Annotated in this window: 16 protein-coding genes; 9 read left to right on the forward strand and 7 right to left on the reverse strand. The window is 72.7% G+C overall.

What is annotated here, in order from left to right; genetic code table 11:
* Positions 1-38: 38 nt before the first annotated feature.
* Positions 39-2,453: a SpoIIE family protein phosphatase gene (locus ACWCRJ_RS12245; protein WP_450939207.1), complete on the reverse strand. Its 2,415-nt coding sequence runs from the start codon at positions 2,451-2,453 to the stop codon at positions 39-41.
* Between the two features lie 356 nt (positions 2,454-2,809).
* Here ACWCRJ_RS12245 and ACWCRJ_RS12250 point away from each other — a divergent pair, with 356 nt between their 5' ends.
* The 4 genes from ACWCRJ_RS12250 to ACWCRJ_RS12265 all read left to right on the forward strand — a co-directional run bounded on the left by ACWCRJ_RS12250 (position 2,810) and on the right by ACWCRJ_RS12265 (position 8,273).
* Positions 2,810-5,053 carry a glycoside hydrolase family 9 protein gene (locus tag ACWCRJ_RS12250; protein ID WP_450939208.1) on the forward strand — a complete coding sequence of 748 codons (2,244 nt, stop codon included), beginning with the start codon at positions 2,810-2,812 and terminating at the stop codon, positions 5,051-5,053.
* Between the two features lie 126 nt (positions 5,054-5,179).
* Positions 5,180-5,425: a hypothetical protein gene (locus ACWCRJ_RS12255; protein ID WP_450939209.1), complete on the forward strand. Its 246-nt coding sequence runs from the start codon at positions 5,180-5,182 to the stop codon at positions 5,423-5,425.
* 3 nt (positions 5,426-5,428) lie between these two features.
* A complete protein-coding gene (locus tag ACWCRJ_RS12260; protein ID WP_450939210.1) occupies positions 5,429-5,806 on the forward strand; it encodes a toxin Doc in 378 nt (125 codons plus the stop codon).
* A gap of 544 nt (positions 5,807-6,350) precedes the next feature.
* Positions 6,351-8,273: a ricin-type beta-trefoil lectin domain protein gene (locus ACWCRJ_RS12265; protein WP_450939211.1), complete on the forward strand. Its 1,923-nt coding sequence runs from the start codon at positions 6,351-6,353 to the stop codon at positions 8,271-8,273.
* Positions 8,274-8,319: 46 nt separating this feature from the next.
* Here the strand turns inward: ACWCRJ_RS12265 and ACWCRJ_RS12270 are convergent, their stop codons facing one another.
* Positions 8,320-9,489 (reverse strand): lactate 2-monooxygenase, encoded by a 1,170-nt coding sequence (locus tag ACWCRJ_RS12270; protein WP_450939212.1) that lies wholly within the window; start codon positions 9,487-9,489, stop codon positions 8,320-8,322.
* A 504-nt stretch (positions 9,490-9,993) separates the two neighbouring features.
* On the opposite strand from ACWCRJ_RS12270, the gene ACWCRJ_RS12275 reads away from it, so the two are divergent.
* Positions 9,994-10,428 carry a protease inhibitor gene (locus ACWCRJ_RS12275; RefSeq protein WP_179859944.1) on the forward strand — a complete coding sequence of 145 codons (435 nt, stop codon included), beginning with the start codon at positions 9,994-9,996 and terminating at the stop codon, positions 10,426-10,428.
* 199 nt (positions 10,429-10,627) lie between these two features.
* On the opposite strand, the gene ACWCRJ_RS12280 is transcribed toward ACWCRJ_RS12275, so the two are convergent.
* The 4 genes from ACWCRJ_RS12280 to ACWCRJ_RS12295 all read right to left on the reverse strand — a co-directional run bounded on the left by ACWCRJ_RS12280 (position 10,628) and on the right by ACWCRJ_RS12295 (position 12,843).
* Positions 10,628-10,819, reverse strand: coding sequence for a hypothetical protein (locus ACWCRJ_RS12280; protein ID WP_450939213.1), 192 nt, complete (start codon positions 10,817-10,819; stop codon positions 10,628-10,630).
* 110 nt (positions 10,820-10,929) lie between these two features.
* Positions 10,930-11,409: an STAS domain-containing protein gene (locus ACWCRJ_RS12285; RefSeq protein WP_450939214.1), complete on the reverse strand. Its 480-nt coding sequence runs from the start codon at positions 11,407-11,409 to the stop codon at positions 10,930-10,932.
* A gap of 198 nt (positions 11,410-11,607) precedes the next feature.
* A complete protein-coding gene (locus ACWCRJ_RS12290) occupies positions 11,608-11,793 on the reverse strand; it encodes a hypothetical protein (RefSeq protein WP_450939215.1) in 186 nt (61 codons plus the stop codon).
* A 27-nt stretch (positions 11,794-11,820) separates the two neighbouring features.
* Positions 11,821-12,843 carry a Ppx/GppA phosphatase family protein gene (locus tag ACWCRJ_RS12295; RefSeq protein ID WP_450939216.1) on the reverse strand — a complete coding sequence of 341 codons (1,023 nt, stop codon included), beginning with the start codon at positions 12,841-12,843 and terminating at the stop codon, positions 11,821-11,823.
* A gap of 214 nt (positions 12,844-13,057) precedes the next feature.
* Here ACWCRJ_RS12295 and ACWCRJ_RS12300 point away from each other — a divergent pair, with 214 nt between their 5' ends.
* The 4 genes from ACWCRJ_RS12300 (at position 13,058) to ACWCRJ_RS12315 (ending at position 18,240) form a co-directional block, all read left to right on the forward strand.
* Positions 13,058-13,612, forward strand: a complete 555-nt coding sequence (locus tag ACWCRJ_RS12300) for a GNAT family N-acetyltransferase (protein ID WP_450939217.1) — start codon at positions 13,058-13,060, stop codon at positions 13,610-13,612.
* A 70-nt stretch (positions 13,613-13,682) separates the two neighbouring features.
* Positions 13,683-15,176 (forward strand): ABC transporter substrate-binding protein, encoded by a 1,494-nt coding sequence (locus ACWCRJ_RS12305; RefSeq protein WP_450939218.1) that lies wholly within the window; start codon positions 13,683-13,685, stop codon positions 15,174-15,176.
* A gap of 299 nt (positions 15,177-15,475) precedes the next feature.
* On the forward strand, positions 15,476-16,945 hold the full coding sequence (locus tag ACWCRJ_RS12310) for an ABC transporter permease subunit (RefSeq protein ID WP_450939219.1): 1,470 nt from the start codon (positions 15,476-15,478) through the stop codon (positions 16,943-16,945).
* Complete coding sequence (locus tag ACWCRJ_RS12315; RefSeq protein WP_450939220.1) at positions 16,942-18,240, forward strand: MDR family MFS transporter; 1,299 nt, start codon at positions 16,942-16,944, stop codon at positions 18,238-18,240. Before ACWCRJ_RS12310 ends, ACWCRJ_RS12315 begins: the two co-directional genes overlap by 4 nt.
* A gap of 245 nt (positions 18,241-18,485) precedes the next feature.
* On the opposite strand, the gene ACWCRJ_RS12320 is transcribed toward ACWCRJ_RS12315, so the two are convergent.
* Positions 18,486-21,308: an NHLP bacteriocin export ABC transporter permease/ATPase subunit gene (locus tag ACWCRJ_RS12320; RefSeq protein WP_450939221.1), complete on the reverse strand. Its 2,823-nt coding sequence runs from the start codon at positions 21,306-21,308 to the stop codon at positions 18,486-18,488.

A 21,308-nucleotide genomic window follows, 5' to 3' on the forward strand; every position in this document is an offset into this window, starting at 1 on the left:
GTGATGAGGCCCTTCTCACGCGGCCCGGGGAGCCTGTCTCACTCCTCGGAAAGGGTCAGCTCCGCCCAGATCGTCTTGCCGTCCTCGGTGTGCCGGCTGCCCCAGCGCTGGGTCAGCTGGGCCACCAGCAGCAGACCGCGCCCGCCCTCGTCGAAGGTCTTGGCACGGCGCAGGTGCGGGGCGGTGCCGCTGCCGTCCGACACCTCGCAGATCAGGGTGGTGTCGTCGTGGATCAGGCGGAGCTGGATGGGCGGGGCGCCGTGCCGGATGGCGTTGGTGACCAGCTCGCTCACCACCAGTTCCGCCGTGAACGCCGACTCGCTGATGCCCCACAGCGCCATCTGTGTCAGCACGTACTGGCGGGTGCGGGCGACGAACGCGGGGTCGGCGGGTATCGACCAGGTCGCGACCTGTGCCGCCTGCAGTCCGCGCGTGCGGGCCAGCAGCAGGGCCACGTCGTCGGGGGCGCCGTTCGCGGGCAGCAGGGAGTGCACGACACCCTGGCAGATGTCGTCCAGCGAGCCCGTGCGGCCGGAGAGCGCCTCGGCCAGCAGCTCCTGACCGGCGTCGATGTCCCGGTCGCGGGTCTCGATCAGACCGTCGGTGTAGAGGGCGATGACGGTGCCCTCGGGCAGTTCGAGTTCGGCGGACTCGAAGGGCAGTCCGCCGAGGCCCAGGGGCTGTCCCGACGGCACTTCCACCTCCATCGGCCGCCCGTCCGGGTCCAGCACGACCGGCGGCGGGTGCCCGGCGCGGGCGAAGGTGCAGCGACGGGTCACCGGGTCGTAGACGGCGTAGAGGCAGGTGGCCCCCACCTCGCCGGTCACCCCCTCGCTGCCGGCCTCCGCGGAGAGCCGTACGACGAGGTCGTCGAGGTGGGTGAGGAGTTCGTCGGGGGCGAGGTCGACGTCGGCGAGGGTGCGGACGGCCGTTCGCAGGCGGCCCATGGTGGCGGAGGCCTGCACGCCGTGCCCGACGACGTCACCGACGACCATGGCGACCCGCATCCCGGACAGCGGGATGACGTCGAACCAGTCGCCGCCCACCCCGGCCTGGGCCGCCGGGAGGTACCGGGAGGCCGCCTCCAGCGCGGGCATGCGGGGGAGCGTCTGGGGGAGGAGGCTGCGCTGGAGGGCGAGGGCGGTCTCGCGTTCGCGGGAGTAGCGGCGGGCGTTGTCGATGCAGACGGCGGCGCGGGCCGTCACCTCCTCGGCGAGCAGCTCGTCGTCGGCGGTGTACGGGTCGAGTCGCTTGAAGCGGGTCAGGACGGCGACGCCGAGGGTCGTGCCGCGGGCCCGGATCGGCACCGACATGGTGGTGTGGACGCCCAGCTCCTTGACCCGCGCGCTGCGCAGGGGGTCCCAGGCGAGCCAGTCCGCCAGGGTGTTCGCCGGGTCGGCCGCCACGACGGTGTGGCCGACGGACAGGCAGGCCGCCTGCGGTGAGGTGGCCGGGTAGACGTCGGTGCGGCCCACCTCGACCACCGCCTCGGGGCAGCCCGGGGTGACCGACTGGTGGGCGGCGCGGCGCAGCGTGAAGGGTGCGGAGAGCGGGCCCTCGTGCGGTTCGTCGCCGTGGTCGAGGGACTGCATGAGGTCGACGCTCACGAAGTCGGCGAGGACCGGGACGCACACGTCGGCCAGTTCCTGGGCGGTGCGCGTCACATCGAGGGTGGTGCCGATGCGGATGCTCGCCTCGTTCACCAGCTGCAGCCGCTGTCGTGCCAGGTACTGCTCGGTGATGTCGTGCCCGGTGACACAGACCCCGATGGGTGCGCCGGCGTCGTCCAGGAGCGGGGCGATGGCGGCCGACCAGGCGTGGGCGCGGTTCTCGTCGGCGGCCCGCAGGAAGGTCTGCACGTCCTTGCGCCGACCGCCGGCGAGCACCTCCCGCAGGTGGCCCTCCAGTTTCTCGCCCTGGCGCCCGCCGATGATCTCGGACATGTGCAGGCCCCGGAGGTTGTCCTCGGGCATCCCCACCGCGTCCGCCATCACGTCGTTGATGCCGCGCAGCCTCAGCCGGTCGTCGAAGACGGCCATGGCGCACGGTGACTGGAACATGACGGCCGCCGCGAGCGGATCGTCCCGCCCCAGCGGGCCGGGATCGTCGAGCGGACACAGAACCAGCCAGTTGCCGTTGCCGTCGCCGTTCTTCGCGCGCTGTTGGTGGGCGAGGAGCCACGCGGTCACCGCGCGGCCGTCACGGTGACGCAACGTGAGCGTTCCGCTCCAGCTGCGACTGCCCGGCGGGGGTGGCGGAAGAGGGTCGCCCGGGGCCAGCAGCTCCTCGGCGGGGCGTCCCACGACATCCGCCGCGGGCCAGCCCAACAGGCGCCTCGCGCCTTCGTTCCACTCGACGATCGTGCCATCGCCGTCCATGGCCGCCCGCGCCGTGGCGGCACCGTCCAGGGCATACGCAGGGGTGTCACCGTGCGTTACCTTGCGGCTCCTCATCGTCGCGAGTTCCATTTCGCCGGACCGAACGGGCTTACGGGTGAAATCCAGCCTATGCGCTCCGCCGGGAAAGCGGACCGGAAACCGCATGCCCGTGCGTTCTGTCGTACCGGTGTTCGCCGAGTGGCGGGCGGGACTCCTGCCGTCCCGGAGGTGCCGTTGTCCGAGGGCGACGCCCCGTCCGTACGGGAGAGCCGGAGGGAAACCAGTCCCGTCCGGACCGTTGACGGGCTGTCATGTCTCTAACAGCATGGCCAAGGTCCGCATCTGGGAGCGCTCCCACGCCCAAGTCGTCTCCTGCGCCACCGTACGTCCGTCACCGCTGTGCGCCCCCACCTCCCCCGAGGAGCCCAGACGTGAAACGCCGCAGAACCAGCCTGCTCGCCCTGACGGCCCTCGTGGCGGCCGCGCTCACCGCGCTGCCCGCCGGGCCGGCCCAGGCCGAGGAGGTCGAACAGGTCAAGAACGGCACCTTCGACACCACCACCGCCCCCTGGTGGACGACCGCCAACGTCACCGCCGGTCTCACCGACGGCCGTCTGTGCGCCGACATCCCGGGCGGCACCGCCAACCGCTGGGACGCCGCCGTCGGCCAGAACGACATCACCCTCGTCAAGGGCGAGTCGTACCGGTTCGCCTTCTCCGCGTCCGGCACACCCCAGGGCAACATCGCGCGGGCGATCGTCGGCCTGTCGGTGGCCCCGTACGACACGTACTTCGAGGTGAGTCCGCAGCTGAACGTCTCGGGCGACTCCTACACCTACACCTTCACCTCGCCCGTCGACACCACCCAGGCCCAGGTCGGCTTCCAGGTGGGCGGCAACGCGAACCCGTTCACCTTCTGCATGGACGACGTGTCGCTGCTCGGCGGAGTACCGCCGGAGGTGTACGAGCCCGACACCGGGCCCCGGGTGCGCGTCAACCAGGTCGCCTATCTGCCGGCCGGGCCGAAGAACGCCACCCTGGTCACCGACGCCCCGGCGAAGCTGCCCTGGAAGCTGCAGAACGCCTCGGGCACCGTCGTCGCCCACGGGCGGACCACCCCGCGCGGGCTGGACGCCTCCTCGGGGCAGAACGTCCACTCGATCGACTTCGGCGCGTACAGGAAGCGCGGTACCGGCTTCACGCTGGTCGTCGACGGCGAGACCAGCCGCCCCTTCGACATCGACCCGCGCGCCTACGAACGCCTCCGCCTCGACTCGCTGAAGTACTACTACACCCAGCGCAGCGGCACCCCGATCAGCGACGCGCTGCGCCCCGGCTACGGCCGCGCGGCCGGCCACGTCGACATCGCGCCCAACCAGGGCGACGGGAACGTGCCCTGCCAGCCCGGTGTCTGCGACTACCGGCTCGACGTCACCGGCGGCTGGTACGACGCCGGCGACCACGGCAAGTACGTGGTCAACGGCGGCATCTCCACCTGGGAGGTGCTGAGCACCTACGAACGCGCGCTGCACGCCCGTACCGGGAAGGCGGGGAAGCTCGGCGACGGCTCGCTGGACATCCCGGAGAGCGGCAACAAGGTGCCCGACCTGCTGGACGAGGTTCGCTGGGAGCTGGACTTCATGCTCAGGATGCAGGTGCCGAAGGGGCAGCCGCTCGCCGGCATGGCCCACCACAAGATCCACGACGAGCAGTGGACCGGCCTGCCCCTGATGCCCGCCGCCGATCCGCAGAAGCGCGAACTGCATCCGCCGAGCACCGCCGCGACCCTGAACCTGGCCGCCACCGCCGCCCAGGCGGCCCGCCTCTACCGCCCCTACGACCGTGCCTTCGCCGCCAAGACCCTCGCGGCGGCCCGCACTGCCTGGGCGGCGGCCGTCGAGCACCCCGCGATGTACGCCTCCGAGAGCGACGGCGTCGGCGGCGGCACCTACGCCGACAACACCGTCACCGACGAGTTCTACTGGGCGGCCGCACAGCTGTACCTGACCACCGGTGAGAAGGCGTTCCAGGACTACGTCCTCGCCTCGCCGGTGCACACCGCCGACATCTTCGGACCCATCGGCTTCGACTGGGCCCGGACGGCCGCCGCCGGACGGCTCGACCTCGCGACCGTGCCGAGCAGGCTGCCCGGCCGCGACAAGGTCCGCAAGTCCGTGATCGAGGGCGCCGACCGCTATCTGGCCACGCTGAGGTCCCAGCCGTACGGCATGCCGTACGCGCCGGACGGAAACGTCTACGACTGGGGCTCCAACCACCAGATCCTCAACAACGCGGTCGTCGTGGCCACCGCGTACGACATCGGCGGAGCGTCCAAGTACCGCGAGGGCGCGCTGCAGAGCATGGACTACCTCTTCGGCCGCAACGCCCTCAACATCTCCTACGTCACCGGCTACGGCGAGGTCGACGCCCGCAACCAGCACAGCCGCTGGTACGCCCACCAGCTCGACCCGGACCAGCCCAACCCGCCGGCCGGCACTCTCGCGGGCGGCCCGAACTCGGGCATCCAGGACCCCTACGCACAGAGCAAACTCCAGGGCTGCGTCGGTCAGTTCTGCTACATCGACGACATCCAGTCCTGGTCGACCAACGAGCACACGATCAACTGGAACGCGGCGCTGGCCCGCATGGCGTCGTTCGTGGCGGACCAGACCTGAGCACGGCGTGACGGAGTGTGCGGCCGGTGTCCCGACCGGGCATCGGCCGCACCCGTCGGTACCGCTGGTCATGCCAGGTGACCTGCGACTATTTACGGGTAAGTACCCGCGCGGTACCGTGGACGCATGCCAGCTCTGAATGTGGAGTTCAGCGACCGCGAGCTAGAGGACCTGCGGCAGATCGCCAAGGAACGCGGTACGTCGATGAAGGCGCTCGTGCGTGAGGCGGCCGCGGCCGACATAGTGCGACACCGGGCGCTCAAGGAGGGCGCGGAGGCCTTCCGCCGGTTCTTCACCGCGCACTCCGACGAATTCGCGGCCGCCTTCCCGGACGACGAGCCCGCCGCGCGGTCACGAGGACGGGCCGTCTGACCGATGGCCTCCGTCATCCACATCGACGTGCCCTGGCTGCTCCAGCGGCACGAAGAGGTCATGCCCGAGCAGCCCAGCATCAACGACTTCTCCGCACTCGTCGCCGCCGTGGCCCGGCACCGCGTCGATCCCCCGCGGCTCGGTGTCGACTCCGACCCCGCCTGGCGGGCCGCCGCCCTGCTGCACACTCTCGCGGTGCTCAAGCCCCTGCCGGCCGCCAACGCCCGGTTCGCCTGCGCGACGGCCGTGTCGTACATGTTCGTCAGCGGTGTCGGCATCAACCCGCCGTACGGATCCCTCGTGGATCTGGCGCGCGATCTGCTCTCCGGGGCGACGGACGTCTACGGGGCGGCGGACCGGCTGCGGTCCTGGCAGATCTGAGCGGGAGGCGGACAGGGCCCCCGGGGCCGCCGGCCGAGGGCGGGAGGATCAAGGCCGGCGGCCGTTTCGCGCGGGAGAGCCGCCGTTCCGCGCGGGGCCTTCCGAGGTGGCCGCCTCGATTGAACAACCAACCACCGGCTCGGGGGAGCGTGCGCGTGCCGTCGGGGTGTGCGCACGGTTCACACGGGGTGCTTGCGTCCTTGAGTTCTCAAGAACCGGAAGGCTTCATTCTGCGAAGCGGAAGCTTTCGTACCGGTCATCTGACCTGCTTTTAGTGATGCAGATGTTGCTCAAGCGCCTTGTTAGCCATGAGTAACTTGTGCAAGGGTGAACTTCCTGCGCATGGGCAATGGCCCGGCTGGAAAGGCTATTTGGCCTTTCCGGTCGCCGAAGGGCCCAAAAGGCTCTGGGGAGACGGCCGTTGCGCGGCCCGGTCCCCGGCCGCTTTCCCCGCGCCCGCCAAAAAGGTACGCACCAATCCAGGGCCCTTTTCGGCGGCCACAACTCCGTGTGCCATCTTGTGCCTTGGAAGGAAACCCGCTCTGTGCACACCCCCCACCCTCCCCGCCCCACCTATGCGCCCGCTCCCGGCCCGGTGCCCGGAGAGTCCGACGAGACTCTCGCCGCCCGGCTGAGAGGCTGGCCGGAAGGCGGCACCGGCGACCCCGTCGCCCTGCTGATGGCACGGCACTGGCAGTCGACCTACGACTACGCGGCGATCTGTCTCGCCACGCAGTCCGGTGTCGCCTCGATGGTGACCGCCACCGCGTTCCACCGGGTGCTCGACGGGCTGATGCGGGGCGAGTCGGGCGTCGCGCTGCGGCCCCGGCTGCTGGTGGCCGCGCGCGACACCGTCAAGGAATGGTCCGCGGACGAGGGTGTCTCCCAGGTGCTGTCCGACCTGAGGAAGCCCGCCGGCGGGCGCGGTATGCGGGCGGCGAAGTCCATGACGCCCGAAAACCGCAAGCTCATCGAGCGATCTTTCCAGGCTCTTCCGGCGGTCTCCCAGTGCCTGTTGTGGCACACCGAAGTAGAAGCCGAAACGATAACCATACCCACTGGTCTGCTGGGGCTGGACGCCGACAGCGCGGTGGCCACGCTGGAACAGGCGCGCGACAAATTCCGGGAGGGCTGCGTCCGTGCCCACCGGGAACTCGCGCCGTCCAAGGACTGCCGCTTCTACAACCGGCTCCTGGACGTGCCCATTCGCCGCGGCGGAGCCCTGCTGCCGGATGTCCAGCAGCATCTGCTGGAGTGCCGCTACTGCCGTTACGCCGCCGAGCAACTCAGCCATTTCGAGGGCGGACTGGGCGGTGTGATCGCCGAGGCCGTACTCGGCTGGGGGGCCCGGCGCTATCTCGACTCCCGGCCCGGCCGCATGCCGCACAAGGGTGCCTCCAGGCGGCCGGGGAGCGGTGGCCGGCACCGTCTGCTCTCCCAGATTCCCGCGCAGCGCCGCAAGCTCACCTCCGGCGCGCGCAACCCCCGGGCCCTGATCACCGTCGGGGTCTCCTCCGGCGCGCTGCTCGCGGCCGTCCTGGGCGCCGCGTTCCTCTCGGACGACGGCGGCGCGGCCGATCCCGCCGCCTCCACCAGTGCCACCGGAGGCGTCGCCACGGCGCCGGACACGGGCAACGAGACCACCAACGACACGGCCTCGCCGACCCCTCCCGCCTCGGCCGGAAGGCCCACGGGACCCCAGCAGACACGGCTGCGCAACCAGGCCGCCGACCTGTGCCTCGACATCAAGGGCGGCAAGGCCGTGAAGGGCGCCTCCACCGAACTCGCGGCGTGCGACTCCGACTGGACCCAGAAGTGGTCCTACGAGGAGGACGGTCTGCTGCGCAGTGTCGCCAACCCCGAACTGTGCCTGGACTCCCAGGTCGACGCCGGAGTCGTCGTCCTCGGCAAGTGCGCCGACGAGGACTCCGAGCGCGGTGACGACGTGCGCTACGACTTCACCGTGCAGGGCGAGTTGCTGCCCCGCTGGGGCGAGGGGCTCGCCGTCGCCCCCATCGGCAGCGACCCCAGGGCCGACATCGTCATCAAGGGCCGGGACAACTCCGGCCGTCAGCACTGGCTCACCGACGGCGTGGCCGCCAGCCCCGACTCGCTGTCCGTCTCCGGCTCCGGGGCCCCCACGCCCGAGACCGAGCCGGTCACCCGCGAGCCCGGGACGGACGCCTCCCCGGCGCCGGGACCGGAGAGGTCCGGCTCCCCGGAGCCGGGCGCGTCCCCCGAGGCGGAGGCCGAACAGGGCGGTTCGGTCCGGTCGGTGGCCGACGCCACGACGACGGAGACCGAGCCCGGCGCCGGCACCGGCTTCGGCTTGGGCACCGGCTTCGGCTTGGGCTCCGGCTTCGGCTTGGGCTCCGGCTTCGGCACCGGCACCGGCTTCGGCACAGTGCCGGTACGTCCCCTGACGTCCCTCCACATTCCGCAACCCCTCACAGGGTTCAGCTGGTGAGGCGGAGCGGTCCTCGCGCGCGGGGGCGCGAGGACCGGCAGCGGGGTCAGACGCCCGAGCCGGCGAGGCTCTCCGGCCCGATCGAGGCCGGCGTACGGTGCCCGGACAACGCGAGCGTGAGGTCGAACTCGGCGAGCAGACACCGGATGACGTGTTCCACACCGGGCTGCCCGTCGAGGGCGAGACCGTAGACGTAGGGGCGCCCGAGAAGCACGGCCCGCGCGCCGAGGGCCAGCGCCTTGAAGACGTCGTCCCCGCCGCGGATCCCGCTGTCGAACAGCACGCTCACGCGGTCGCCGACCGCCCGGGCCACGCCCGGCAGCGCGTCGGCCGCCCCGACCCCGCCCGCCACCTGCCGGCCCCCGTGGTTGGACACCACCACCCCGTCCATCCCGGCGTCCGCGGCGAGCCGGGCGTCGTCGGGGTGCAGAACCCCCTTCAACACGATCGGCCCGTCCCAGTGTTCGCGCAGGAACGCCAGGTCGGGCCATGTCTTGGCGGGATCCCCGAACATGCCCGCGAAGTGCAGCACGGCCGCGTTCGGGTCCTCGTGGACCGGCTTGGCGAGGCCCGCTCGGAACGCCGGGTCGGAGAAGTAGTTGGCGGTGCCGACACCGTGCAGGAACGGCAGGTACGCCCGCTCCAGGTCACGGGGCCGCCAGCCGAGCAGCGGGGTGTCCAGGGTGACGACGAGTACGGAGTACCCCGAGGCCTTCGCCCGGTCCAGGAAGCTGCGGGTGACCTCACGGTCCTTCGCCCAGTAAAGCTGGAACCAGCGCTCCGCGTCGCCCAGCGCCTCCGCGACCTGCTCCATGGGCGTGCTGGACGCCGAGGACAGGATGTAGGGCACGCCCTGCGCGGCGGCGGCCCGCGCGGCCGCCACCTCCGCCTCCGGGTGCACGATCGACAGCACGCCCACCGGGGCCAGGGCCAGGGGCGCGGGCAGCGCGCGGCCCAGCACATCGACGGACAGATCACGGTCACTCACGTCCCGCAGCAGCCGTGGCACGATCCGCCGCCGCTCCAGCGCCGCCCGGTTGGCGCGGGCCGTGCCGCCGTCGCCCGCGCTGCCCGCCACGTAGCCGACGGGACCCGCGCCGAGCCGGTGCTCGGCCAGCTCCTCCAGCCGGCGCAGATCGGTGGGCAGCCGCGGCACGGACCCGCCCATCCCGCCCAGGTAGATCTCGTACTGGAAGTCCGCCCAGTGCTTCGCCATCCGTCCGCCCTGCCCCTCGCCGTCGAGAACGCCCCGCGTCGCCGACGATCCTGACGAGCGGGGCGGGTGCCGTCCAGCGTCACGCACGGGGGAGGGCGCTTCGCCCGTTCCGCGGGGCCGAAATGGATGAATCGTCCACCGTTCCCGGCCGTGCAGGAGCCGTGCAGCAGCCGTGCAGCAGCCGTGCGGGGGCTGTTCGGGCGGTTGTCGCGAGCGGAAGCGGAATGTTTCAGGCCTATTGCGCAGCCGTGCGGATCCGGCCATTCATGATCATGGGGCGATCGGGAGCCGCTCAGAATCGGGGTTCACATGGTCGGATTCCGTGACTTCGAGCCACTGATTCAATACTCAAAGTTACTGAAACGCGTGGGGTCGATGTGTGTTCCGGTCCCGGACCCGGCAGACTCGCGCTCGCCGATCCGGCACCGGCCGGGCCGGCTCCGTACACACGACCGATGTGGCGGGGCCGCCCGGGAACTCCTGCAGAGCGGAAGGATGCACATCATGCGGAAGACCGCGCGTTGGGCAGCGACTCTCACCCTGACGGCCACCGCCGTCTGCGGTCCCCTCACGGGCTCCGCGCTCGCCGCCCCCGAGCCCGCCGCGGCCGGGCTCTACGCCCCCTCGGCCCTGGTGCTGACCACGGGTCACGGCGAGACCGCGGCGGCCGTCACCCCCGAGCGCGCGGTCACCCTGACCTGCGCGCCGAAAGCCTCCGGCACGCACCCGGCACCCGTCGACGCCTGCGCCGAGATCCGCCGCAGCGGCGGCGACTTCGACGCCCTGGCGGGCCGTGCCCACGCGATGTGCAACAAGCAGTACGACCCGGTGGTCGTCACCGTGGACGGTGTCTGGCAGGGCAAGCGCGTCGCATACGAGCGCGTCTTCGCCAACCCGTGTCTGAAGGACGCCGCCGCGAGCGTCCTGTACGCGTTCTGAGCGTCCCGGACGACCAGGCCGCCTCGCGCGGCCGACAGACCGGGGTCGTGTGGTTCCGCGAGTGATGAGCGAGGGCCCGTGGCTGGGGAGCGCGAGCCCTGTCGCGGTGTGCCACGTGATCCCGCCCGGGGGCCGGCCGAAGCGGAGTGGGGCCGCGGCCGGCCCCCGGCATCACCTCTGCCGGGGAGCCTGCGGCCGGTCACTCGGGAGCGATGCTCCAGCGTCCGACCTCCTGGTGCCCGGAGTCGTACAGGGGCTGGCCGTCACCGGGTTCGATCTCGCAGTGCCGGAGGTTGCCGCCCCAGTAGCGCAGGATGCGCTCCAGTTCCTGCACGGTGGTGCCCTCGTCCCAGTCCGTGCCGTCCAGGTCGACTTCGAGAAGAAACTTCACTTCGCGTGTCCCCACTTCCGTGTCACTTCTGTGTAGCTCGGATTCCGTGCCGGCGTCCCCCGGAACGGAGGGTGTGCCTGCCGTGGTCCTTCAATCGTTTCATTGAACTGCTACTTGAGACCTGGCCGCTCCGGCGGGGGCGACGCGGGGGGAACGGGAGGCAGCTCCGCGAGCGGCGGGAAGCGGCCGAGCAGCCGGGCGGCGCGCAACAGCCGGTGCATCAGGGGCTGGTCGCAGACGAGCCGGAGCCGTCCGCCGCGTGCCGTGGCCGTGGCCTCGGCCCGGCACAGCACGCGCAGGCCCGAGCAGTCGAAGAAGGCGACCTCGCGCAGGTCGACGAGCACGTCCGGCTCGCCGGGGCCCGTGGCGGCGGCCGTCAGATGCGCGGCCACGAGATCCGCCGACGCCACGTCGATCTCGCCCACGACCACGATCACGGTGTACGGGCCGACCCGGCGAGTGCTCGCGTACGGGTTGGCGGGCGGGGCGGCGGGCAGGGTGTCGGCGGATTCCGTGGCCGGACCGGGTCCGGGCCCGGCGGCCGCGTCCTCGGGCCGGGGGGCGGCGCGGTCATGGGCGTCCGGAGTCATGGCGGCTCCACCTTGTCAGGGGTAGGGCGCGGTAGATCCCGTTAGCTACCCCGGCGCGGAGCCGGTCATCCCTTCCGAGCCGCGCGCAAGATCTGCAGCACTCGAAAAGGTGAATTCCCCCTTTATGTATTGACGCTGGCAAAGTCGGCTGATCCGGCGGGTGCGGTCGCGGAGGCTGTCGTCCCGTCGGCGGGGACGTCAGTCGTGGTGGGACTCCTCCTGCGCCTGTTCGTCGGGCGTGATCGCGTCGCCCGCCTCGCCCCGGCGTCGGCGCCGCTGTTCGGGGTCGGTGACGCGGGTCTGCGCCTCCTCCGCCTCGTGCAGAACCTCGTCCAGGGCGGGGTCGGGTGTCTCGTCGGCGTTCCGCTCGTCGTGGTGGGTCATCGCGTGTGCCTTTCGGCGGGGGAGGGGTCAGCGGGCCGGCGCGGCGATGCGCAGGGGCACCGCGCCCGCTCTGCTCGACACGGCCGACCCGGTGTCCTCGACGTCCCGCGTCACCTCCGACCACCACGCCGGGCCGTCCTCGATGTGCCGCAGCAGTACACCCTCACGGATCGCCCACGGGCAGATCGTCACGGACTTCAGGCCCGCGAGCTTCATCGTCGTGTGCCCGACCAGCGCCCCGGCGAGGCTCTGCTTCGCCCGGGGCGCCGAGATGCCCGGGAGCACCGACCGCTCGGCCGAGGGGAGGCGGGCGAGACGCGCGATGGCGACCTCCAGGTCCGCGCACCGCAACTCCCGTTCCACGAAGGGCCCGTGGCGGCCCGGCGCCGACCCGCACAGCCGGGAGAGCTGCTGGAAGGTGCGCGAGGTGGCCACAGCGGTGCGCGGCCCCTCCCAGCGGATGCGTGCGGAGACGTCCCGCAGCTGATGACGGACCTTGCGCCGCAGTGCCTTGACGCTCTCCGGCGACGGAGGGTCCTGATCGAGGAAGAACTCGTGGGTCAGCCGGTTCGCGCCCAGCGGCAGCGAGGCCACGAAGTCCGGCAGCCGGCCGCGACCGAAGGCCACCTCCAGCGAGCCGCCGCCGATGTCCAGCAGGGCGAGCGGCCCCGACCGCCAGCCCATCCAGCGTCGCGCCCCGAGGAAGGTCAGCTCGGCCTCCACCTCGCCGGGCAGGGTGCAGATCGGTACCCCGGTCGCCGCGCGCACGGCCCGCAGCACGTCCTGGCAGTTCGGCGCGGAGCGCACCACGGCGGTCGCGAAGGCGAGCGGCGTCGACGCCCCCCATCTCTCCGCCGTCTGTGCCGCGGCCGCGACCGCGACACACAACTGCCGTACGGCCTCGTCGGGCACCTCACCCCCGGGCGTCACCTGCTCGGACAGCCGCAGGCGCCACTTCGCGGTGTGTACCGGCAACGGGACACCGCCCTCCGCGTCCGCCACGACCAGCCGTACGGTGTTCGATCCGACATCCAGCACGCTCATCCGCATGAACGACGAAGTACCCGCAAGTCGTTCGCGCACGCGTCCCCCGCTCGGCGGGCGGTGGCGCACGGTCGCATACCGGCCGCCCGGGCGCCGTCGCACACGCCCGGCGGAGAGCCGATCGCGCGGTGCCCGCGGTCCGGCCGGTCACGCCGGCCGGGGGGTGAGCGTTCGCACTCCTGATCGGAATCAGATCAGAGTTATTGCCTATGATGTGCAGGTGCATGACTACGACATCAGAGTGGCGGGGCCGGGCGACCTCGACAACGCCCGTACGGTGATGCTCGACACCCTCTACCGTGACTTTGACACCGGTTATGTGCCGCGCTGGCACGGGGACATCATCGATCCGCTCGGCGCCTACGTCGCTCCCGACCGGCACGTGCTGCTGGTCGCGGTCGACGGGCGGGACGGCGCGGTCGTCGCCACCGGGGCGCTGGACTCCCGGGGGCCCGCGCATCCGCCCAACCCCCGCTGGCTGGCCGAGCGTTACCCGTCCGGTGAGACCGCCCAGCTGCGCCGTGTGTACGTGCGCGCCGAGCACCGGCGGCGCGGCCTGGCCCGGCGCCTGGTCGCCGCGCTGCTCGACTTCGCGGCGGCCGACGGCGGTTACCGCTCTGTCTATCTGCACACCGACCCCGGGGTGCCCGGCGCCGAGGCCTTCTGGCGGTCGCAGGGCGTGGCCGTGTGCGACGAGCGCGAGGTGACGGGGGAGCGGGTCGTGCACTTCGAGATCCCGGTGTCCGTGAGGGTCGGCCCCCTCGTCGCGGGATGAAAATCATTCTCATGTAGGCTGCCTCGCGCACCAACGCCACCCCCGCTGTCCTCACAGAGAACCAAGGACCATGCGCACTCCCCGCCGCCGTCGCGTCGTCGCCGGCCTGCTCCTCACCCCCGTGCTGACCGGCTGCTTCGCCTCGGGCGGTGACGCCTCCGACGACGCCTCCGCCGACGGCTCCCGGCTGCGGGTGGCCCTGGCCTTCCCGCCCGCCGAGAACTTCTCCCCGTACGGCGCCGACGCCACCCTCCTCAGCCGGCTCGGGGTCACCGAGGGCCTCACCAAGCTCGACACCAACGGCGCCCCCGCCCCCGCGCTCGCCGAGTCCTGGACCCGCGAGAACGACCGGAACTGGCTTTTCACCCTGCGGGAGGCCACCTTCCAGGACGGCACCGAGGTCACCCCGGCCGGCGTCGCCTCCGCCCTCGTCCACGCCACCGAGGCCGAGCCGGTCACCGCCGCGCTCTCCGGCGTCACCCTCACCGCCGAGGCCGACGGCGACCGCCAGGTGCGCGTCACCACCGAGGACCCGGACCCCGCCCTGCCGCTCAGGCTCACCAGCCCCGGCCTCGCGATCCTGTCCGCCAAGGCCTACGGCGCAAAGCGCGTGAACCCGGTCGGCACGGCCACCGGCCCCTTCGAGCTGACCAAGGTCACCGGCACCACCGCCGCCACCCTGGACCGCTACGACGCCTACTGGGGCGGCCGTGCCCAGGCGAGCGGCATCGACGCCCACTTCATAGCCGACAGCTCCGCCCGCACCAACGCCCTGCGCACCGACCAGGTCGACATCGCCGAGTCCGTCCCCGTGGCCCAGGCGTCCACCCTGGACAAGGGCACCCGGCGCGAGACGGCCACCACCCGCACCGCCAGCCTCCTCCTCAACACCAAGTCCGGCGCATTCAAGGACCCGAAGCTCCGGGCCGCCGCCCGCGAGGCCGTCGACGGAACCGTCCTCGCCAAGGACGTCTACGAGGGCTACGCCGACGCCGGAGCAGGCATCTTCGGACCCGCCGTGACCTGGGCCGCCGGCAAGCGCGTCGCACCGGCCGGCCGCGCGAAGGCCGCCGCCCCGGACGGCACTTCCGTGACCATCGCCACCTACGACAACCGGCCCGAGCTGCCCGAGGTCGCCCAGGTGCTGCAACAGCAGCTCCAGAAGGCCGGGTTCAAGGTGAAGCTGGAGGTCCGCGAGTACTCCCGGCTGGAGAGCGACGCCCTCGCGGGCAAGTTCGACGCCCTCGTCGGCGCCCGCAACTCCCTGCTCGACACCGGCGACCCCGTCTCCATCCTCGCCAGCGACTTCACCTGCGACGGCAGTTACAACCTCGCCCTGCTCTGCGACAAGAAGGTCGACCGGGCCGTCGCCGCCGCCGCGAAGGAGTCCGACACCGCGAAGCGGCAGCAGGCGGCGATGAACGCCGAGGCCGCGATCCTCGCGACGGACGCCACCGTCCCGCTCGTCCACCAGAAGATCATCACCGGCGTCGGCACCTCGGTCCGGGGCGTGATCCTCGACCCGTACGAGCGCACCCTGGTCGGAACGGGGACCCGGCGCTGAGACGGGCACTCTGGCGGGCCCTGCTCGCCGTCACGCTGCTGTGCGGCATCGGTCTGCTGCCGTGGCTGTCGCGCACGGACCCGGCCCTCACCGTCCTCAAGGCGCGCTCGGCCGAACGCGACCCGACACCGGAGGTCCTGGCGGCCGTACGGGACGAGATCGGCCTCGACGCCGGCCCGTCGAAGCTGCTGGTCCAGTGGTGCGGCGGGCTGCTGCGCGGTGACGCGGGCCGCTCGTGGATCTCCGGCGCGGAGGTCACCCCCGCCGTCGTCCAGGCCCTCGGCGCCTCCCTGTTGCTGATGGCCGCCGCGCTCATCGTCGCGGCGGCCACGGCCGCGGCGGTCTGCGCCCGCACCCTCTGGCTTGGCGCGCACCGCCGCCTCGACGACCGCCGAGGCGGCGGCAGCGTGGCCGCGATGCTCGCCGCGCTGCCCGAGTTCCTCACCGGCTCCGTGCTCGCCGTCGCCGTCGGGGTGCACCTCGGCTGGCTGCCCGCGCTCGGCTGGTACGGGCCGCGGTGGACGGTGCTGCCCGCCCTCGCCCTCGGTCTGCCCGCCGGCGCGCTGCTCGGCCGGATGCTCGACGACCTGCTCCCCGGCGCCTTCGCCGAACCCTGGGCGCTGGCAGCCGCCGCCCGCGGCATATCCGGTCGGTCCACCGCCCGACAAGCCGTACGCCGCTGCATACCCGGACTCCTGCCCAACGTCGGCCTGTTCGTGGTCGGGCTCACCGGCGGCGCCGTCACGGTCGAGCAGATCTTCGACATACCCGGCCTCGGCCGCACCACCCTCCAGGCCGCCATCGCCCAGGACCTCCCCGTCCTCCAGGCCGGCACCCTCGCCCTCGTCCTGCTGGCCGCCCTCGCCGGAGCCCTCGCCCGCCTCGCCGCCCGCCTCCTCATCGGCCCGGCCCTCCGCGACGGCGCGCTGCACTCCCTGCACCGACCGAGCCCGCCGGCACCACGCCGCTCCCCCCTCCTCCACGGCGCCGTCCTGCTCACGGTCGTCGGACTCGGCCTGACCCGCGACCCGCTCGCCCTCGACACCGGCGCACGGCTCCTACCCCCGTCCTGGGCGCACCCGTTGGGCACCGACGCACTCGGCCGGGACCTGCTCGCCCGTATCGGCCACGGGGCGTTCACCACCCTCGCCCTGGCGGTCACGATCAGCGCGGCCGCACTGCTGACGGGCCTTCTGCTCGGGCTGCTGCCGCGGTTCTCCGGCCCCCTCGTCGACACCGTCAACGCGATACCGGCGGTCCTCGCGGGGCTGCTCGTCGCCGGTGTCGCCGGCAGCGGAGCGACGACGCCCGCGCTGGCCGTCGCCGCCGTCGCCTGGGTGCCGCTCGCCGCGCACACCACGGCCCTGCTCGAACAGGAACGGGCCACGACGCACATCACGGCCACGAAGGGGCTGGGCGCGGGGGACGGCTATCTGCTCCGCCGCGAACTGCTGCCCGCCGTCCTGCCGCCCGTCGCCCGCCACGCCCTCCTCCGGCTGCCCGGCGTGGCCCTCGCCCTGACCTCCCTCGGCTTCCTCGGCCTCGGCGCACAGCCGCCCGACCCGGAATGGGGCCTCCTCCTCGCCGAGAACCAGCCCTACGCCGAACGCGCCCCCTGGGCCGTCCTCGCCCCCGCCACCGCCCTCGCCCTCCTCGGCGCGCTCGCAGTCACGGCGGCGGGCGGGGTGCGCCTGCCGCGCCGCCCCCTGGCCCGGGCCGTGCGGCGACCGCGTCCGGCAGCCGCCACGACCGCCACAGAGACCGGATGACCGGGCCCGAGGAGCAGCGAACGGTGACCGACGTCCCCACGACACGGCCGACGAGCGAGACGTCCGAGGGCACGGCCGAGCCCTCCCGGCGCGGCACCTGGGCGAGGCTCGACCCCCTGCTGAGGCTGCTGATCCTCACCCAGCTCGCCTTCAACGTCGGCTTCTACGCCGTGCTGCCGTTCCTCGCCGAGCACCTCGGCACGGCGATCGGCATGGCCGGCTGGATGGTCGGCTTCGTGCTCGGGCTGCGGACCTTCAGTCAGCAGGGGCTGTTCGTGGTGGGCGGTGCGCTGACCGACCGCTACGGGGTACGGCCCGTGGTGCTGGCCGGATGTCTGCTGCGGATCGCCGGGTTCGCGTGGCTCGGCTACGCGGACGAGACCTGGTCGGTCGTCGGCGCGGTCCTGCTCATCGGATTCGCCGCCGCGTTGTTCTCCCCGGCCGTGGAGTCCGAGGTCGCCCGGCAGGCGGTGGCCTGGGAAGAGTCGGGCGGCGGTCCCCGGACTGGCGTGCTCGCGCTGTTCACGGTGGCGGGGCAGGCGGGGGCGTTCGTCGGGCCGCTCATCGGCGCGTTGCTGCTGGCGGTGGACTACCGGGTGGTGTGCCTCGCGGGCGCCGGGGTCTTCGTGCTGGTCCTCGCCGGGCACGTCCGGCTGCTGCCGCAGCACATTCCGGGGCGGGAACGGGTCGCGGTGAAGGGCGGCCTCGGGGGGCTGCTGCGCAACCGGCGGTTCCTGGCGTTGTGCTGCGCGTACGGGGCGTATCTGCTGGCCTACAACCAGCTGTACCTGCTGCTGCCCGACGAGGTGGAGCGGGTCACCGGGGCGCAGGCGGCGTTGGCCTGGCTGTTCGGGCTGTCCTCGTTGCTCGTCGTGACCGCGCAGCTGCCGGTCACGCGGTGGGTGGCGGAGCGGCTGGACCTGCGGCGGTCGATGACGGTGGGGTTGTCGCTGATCGGCGCCGGGTTCGCGGTGGTGGGTGGGGCGCTGCCGGCGGGGTGGACGGGGGGTGCGGGGCTGCTGCCGGCCGCCGGGTTCGTGGTGTTGCTGACGGTGGGGCAGATGCTGGTGGCGCCTGCCGCGCGGGCGTGGGTGCCGGATCTTGCGGCGGAGGGGCGGTTGGGGCTCTACACGGGGGCGATGTCGTCCGTGTCGGGGTTGATCGTGCTGGTGGGGAGTGCGGGGGTCGGGGCGTTGATGGATGCGGGGGTGTCGAGGGTGGTGCCGTGGGTGGTGCTGGCGGTGGTCCCGGTGGCCTCGGTGCTGCTGCTGCCGCGCCGGGGGGTTCGTCCGTAGGACATCCGGCTTTCCTCGCCCCCGCCGCCCCTACCCGTCCCATCCCAGGGGCTGCGTCCCTTCGACCCCCAGCCGCGTGTCCGGCGGGGCTTCTCGCGCAGTTCCCCGCGCCCCTGAGAAGCAGGGGCTGCCGCCCACCGCTTCTCAGGCCCGCCGTCGTCCTGGCCCGGCCCGCAGGGCCTGGGCTCCTAGGGCGCGGGGAACCGCGCGAGAAGCCCCCACCGGACCCGCACCCGACAACGGACCTAGGCCAGTTGCCGGCGGACCAGTTCGTGCAGGTGGCCCCTGGGGTCGGCCAGGAGATCCGCCGGGGCGCCCACTTCCGCCACCTTCCCGTCCTCCATCACGACCACCCGATCCGCGTCCATGACCGTGGACAGCCGATGGGCGATCACCACCCGCGTCGCGTTCAACGCCCGCGTGCTCTCGATGACCGTCCGCTGCGTCTCGTTGTCGAGCGCGCTCGTCGCCTCGTCGAAGAAGAGGATGCGCGGGCGACGGATCAACGCCTGGGCGATCATCAGGCGTTGGCGCTGGCCCCCGGAGATCGCGCCGTTACCCTGGACGATGGTGTGCAGCCCCATCGGCATCAGCTGGATGTCCTCCGCCAGCCCCGCCATCGCGGCAGCCGCCATCGCCTCCTCCGGAGTGAACGGCTCGGTGCCGCAGATGACGTCCAGGATGGAGCCCGTGAACGGCTGCGCGTGCTGGAGGACGACACCGCACTGCCGTCGTACGGCGGAGGGGTCGAGGGCGCCGAGGTCCTGGCCGTCGTACAGGACGCTCCCCGAGACCGGCTTGTCGAAGCCGATGAGCAGGCGCAGCAGGGTCGACTTCCCGCAGCCGCTCGGACCGACGATCGCCACGAACTCCCCGGGAGCGACGGCGAGGGACACGTCGTCCAGCACCAGGGGGCCGTCGTCGGCGTAGCGGAAGGAGAGCCGCCGGGCCTCCAGCGCGCCCGACAGCACCCCCGGCCGGGTGCTCGCCGTGCGGACCTCCGGGGCCGCCTCCAGCACGGGCTTCAGCTCCTCGAACAGCGGCAGCACCGCCACCGCCGACACGAAGGCCCCCGTCAGCTGGGTGACCGACGTGAGCAGCATCGTCACCGAGGTGTTGAAGGTGAGGAACTCCGCCGCCGACATCGAACCCCGGGCCGGGCCCGCCAGCAGCATGAACATCAGCAGGGTGCACAGCGGCAGATACACCGCGCCCAGCACGGTGTTGAGGTTCTTGATCCCGCCGACCTTCTGCTGCAGCTCCCGGCTGCGCGCGAACTCGCCCGCCCAGGCCGCGTACGCGTAGTTCTCCGCGGCGGCCACCCGCAGCTTCGGCAGGCCCCGCAGGGTCTGGTACGCCTGGTTGTTCAGCTTGTTGCCCAGCACCACCAGGTGGCGCTGCCAGCGGACCTGCCAGAGGCCGAGGCCCAGGAACACGGCGGCCACGACCACCAGCATGCCGATCGCCGCCAGGGCCATCGGCACGCTGAACCAGAGCAGCAGACCGAGGTTCACGGCACCGATCGTCACCGACTGCGCGACCACCGGGCCGACCCCGGCCAGGGTGCGGCGGATCGCGCTGATGCCCATGGCCGCGCCCGCCAGCTCACCGGTCGAACGGGAGGCGAAGAACGTCGTGGGGAGCCGCAACAGGCGGTCCCAGACGGCAGGTTGGAGCGTCGCCTCGATCCGGCCCTCCATCCGCAGGATCGTCAGGTTCTGGAGCAGCAGGAACGCGGCCGACACCACACTCGCGAGCATGATCGCCAGGCAGACCCGCACGATCAGGTCCTCCTGCGCCTTCGGCACGTACTCGCCCAGGATCGTGCCGGTCGCGACGGGCACGAGCGAGCCGAGCACGACCGTCACCAGGCCGCTCAGCAGCAGGCCCGTCAGATCGCCGCCGGTGCCGTGGAGGCTGAACCGCATCAGCCGCAGCGGGGTCAGCGCCCGTTCGGGCAGCGGCCGGTAGAACATCACGGCACGCGGCTCGAACTCCGCCGCGTTCGCCTTCTCGACCGGTGTCTCCCGGCCGGACGAGGGCTGCACGGCCACATAGCCACCGCGCCGCCACAGCAGCGCCACCGGCGCGCCGGACAGGGCGCGGTGCCCGACCAGCGGGCCCACGTTCTCCCGCCACCAGTTCCCGGCGAGACGGACGGCACGGACCCGGACCCGGGAGGCGAGCGCGATCCGTTCCACCGGGTCGAGCCGGTCGCTCTCGGTGCCGCTCTGCGCCGGCTCGGAGAGCGTGATGCCGGCCGTCCGCGCGACGAGCACGCAGGCCGCGTACGTGGCGTCGGCGTCGGCGGCCGTGGCGGGCCGCTTCGCGGAGGACCTGCCGATGGAGGCGAGCAGTGTGCGGTCGGCCTGGGCGCGCACGGCCTCACCGGCCTTGATCCCGGCGGCCGTACGGTCCTCGTGGGTGCGCTCCAGCTGCTCGATCCAGCGGTCCAGCGTGGCCAGCAGCCGGAACTGCTGGTCGACCATGCTCTGCCAGACCCCCGGGTCCATCAGCAGGTCGGCCGCCGCCTCCGCCCCGTACAGCGAGCCGTACTGGACGCTGCCGGGCGGCACCCGCATCCAGAACACGTCGTCGTCGGTGGGCGCGGCGGCCTGCTCGGTGGCCATCGGCGCCTGGAAGAGGAGGGACAGGCCCCGGCCGACGCCCAGGGCGAGGGCGTGTTCGAGGGGGCTCGTCCGCGGAGGCACGAGCTGCGGGTTGCCCCACGCGTCGTACGACCAGGTCTCGGTGCCACCCTGTGGGTACAGCTCACGCAGGCCGATGCGCCGCACCACGCAGTCCCGCGACGGCCGGGCCACCAGGGTGTGCTGGGGCCCGGCGACCGGACCGAGCAGCAGCGCACCCGCTTCGAGACGGCCCAGGTGGTGCCAGTGGCCCTGCCGGCCGGCGTCGACCGCGAACAGGTCCAGCGCACCGGACGCCACCAGCCACAGGGTCTGCGGGCCTTCGAGGTCGAGCCGGGTGTGGCCGGCGCAGTCGAGGGGCGTGCCCAGCGCGCCGAGCGCGCCGAGGACGAGGTCGCCCTCCTGGGGTACGGCGGTCAT

The sequence above is a fragment of the Streptomyces sp. NPDC002324 genome, from assembly GCF_053593335.1.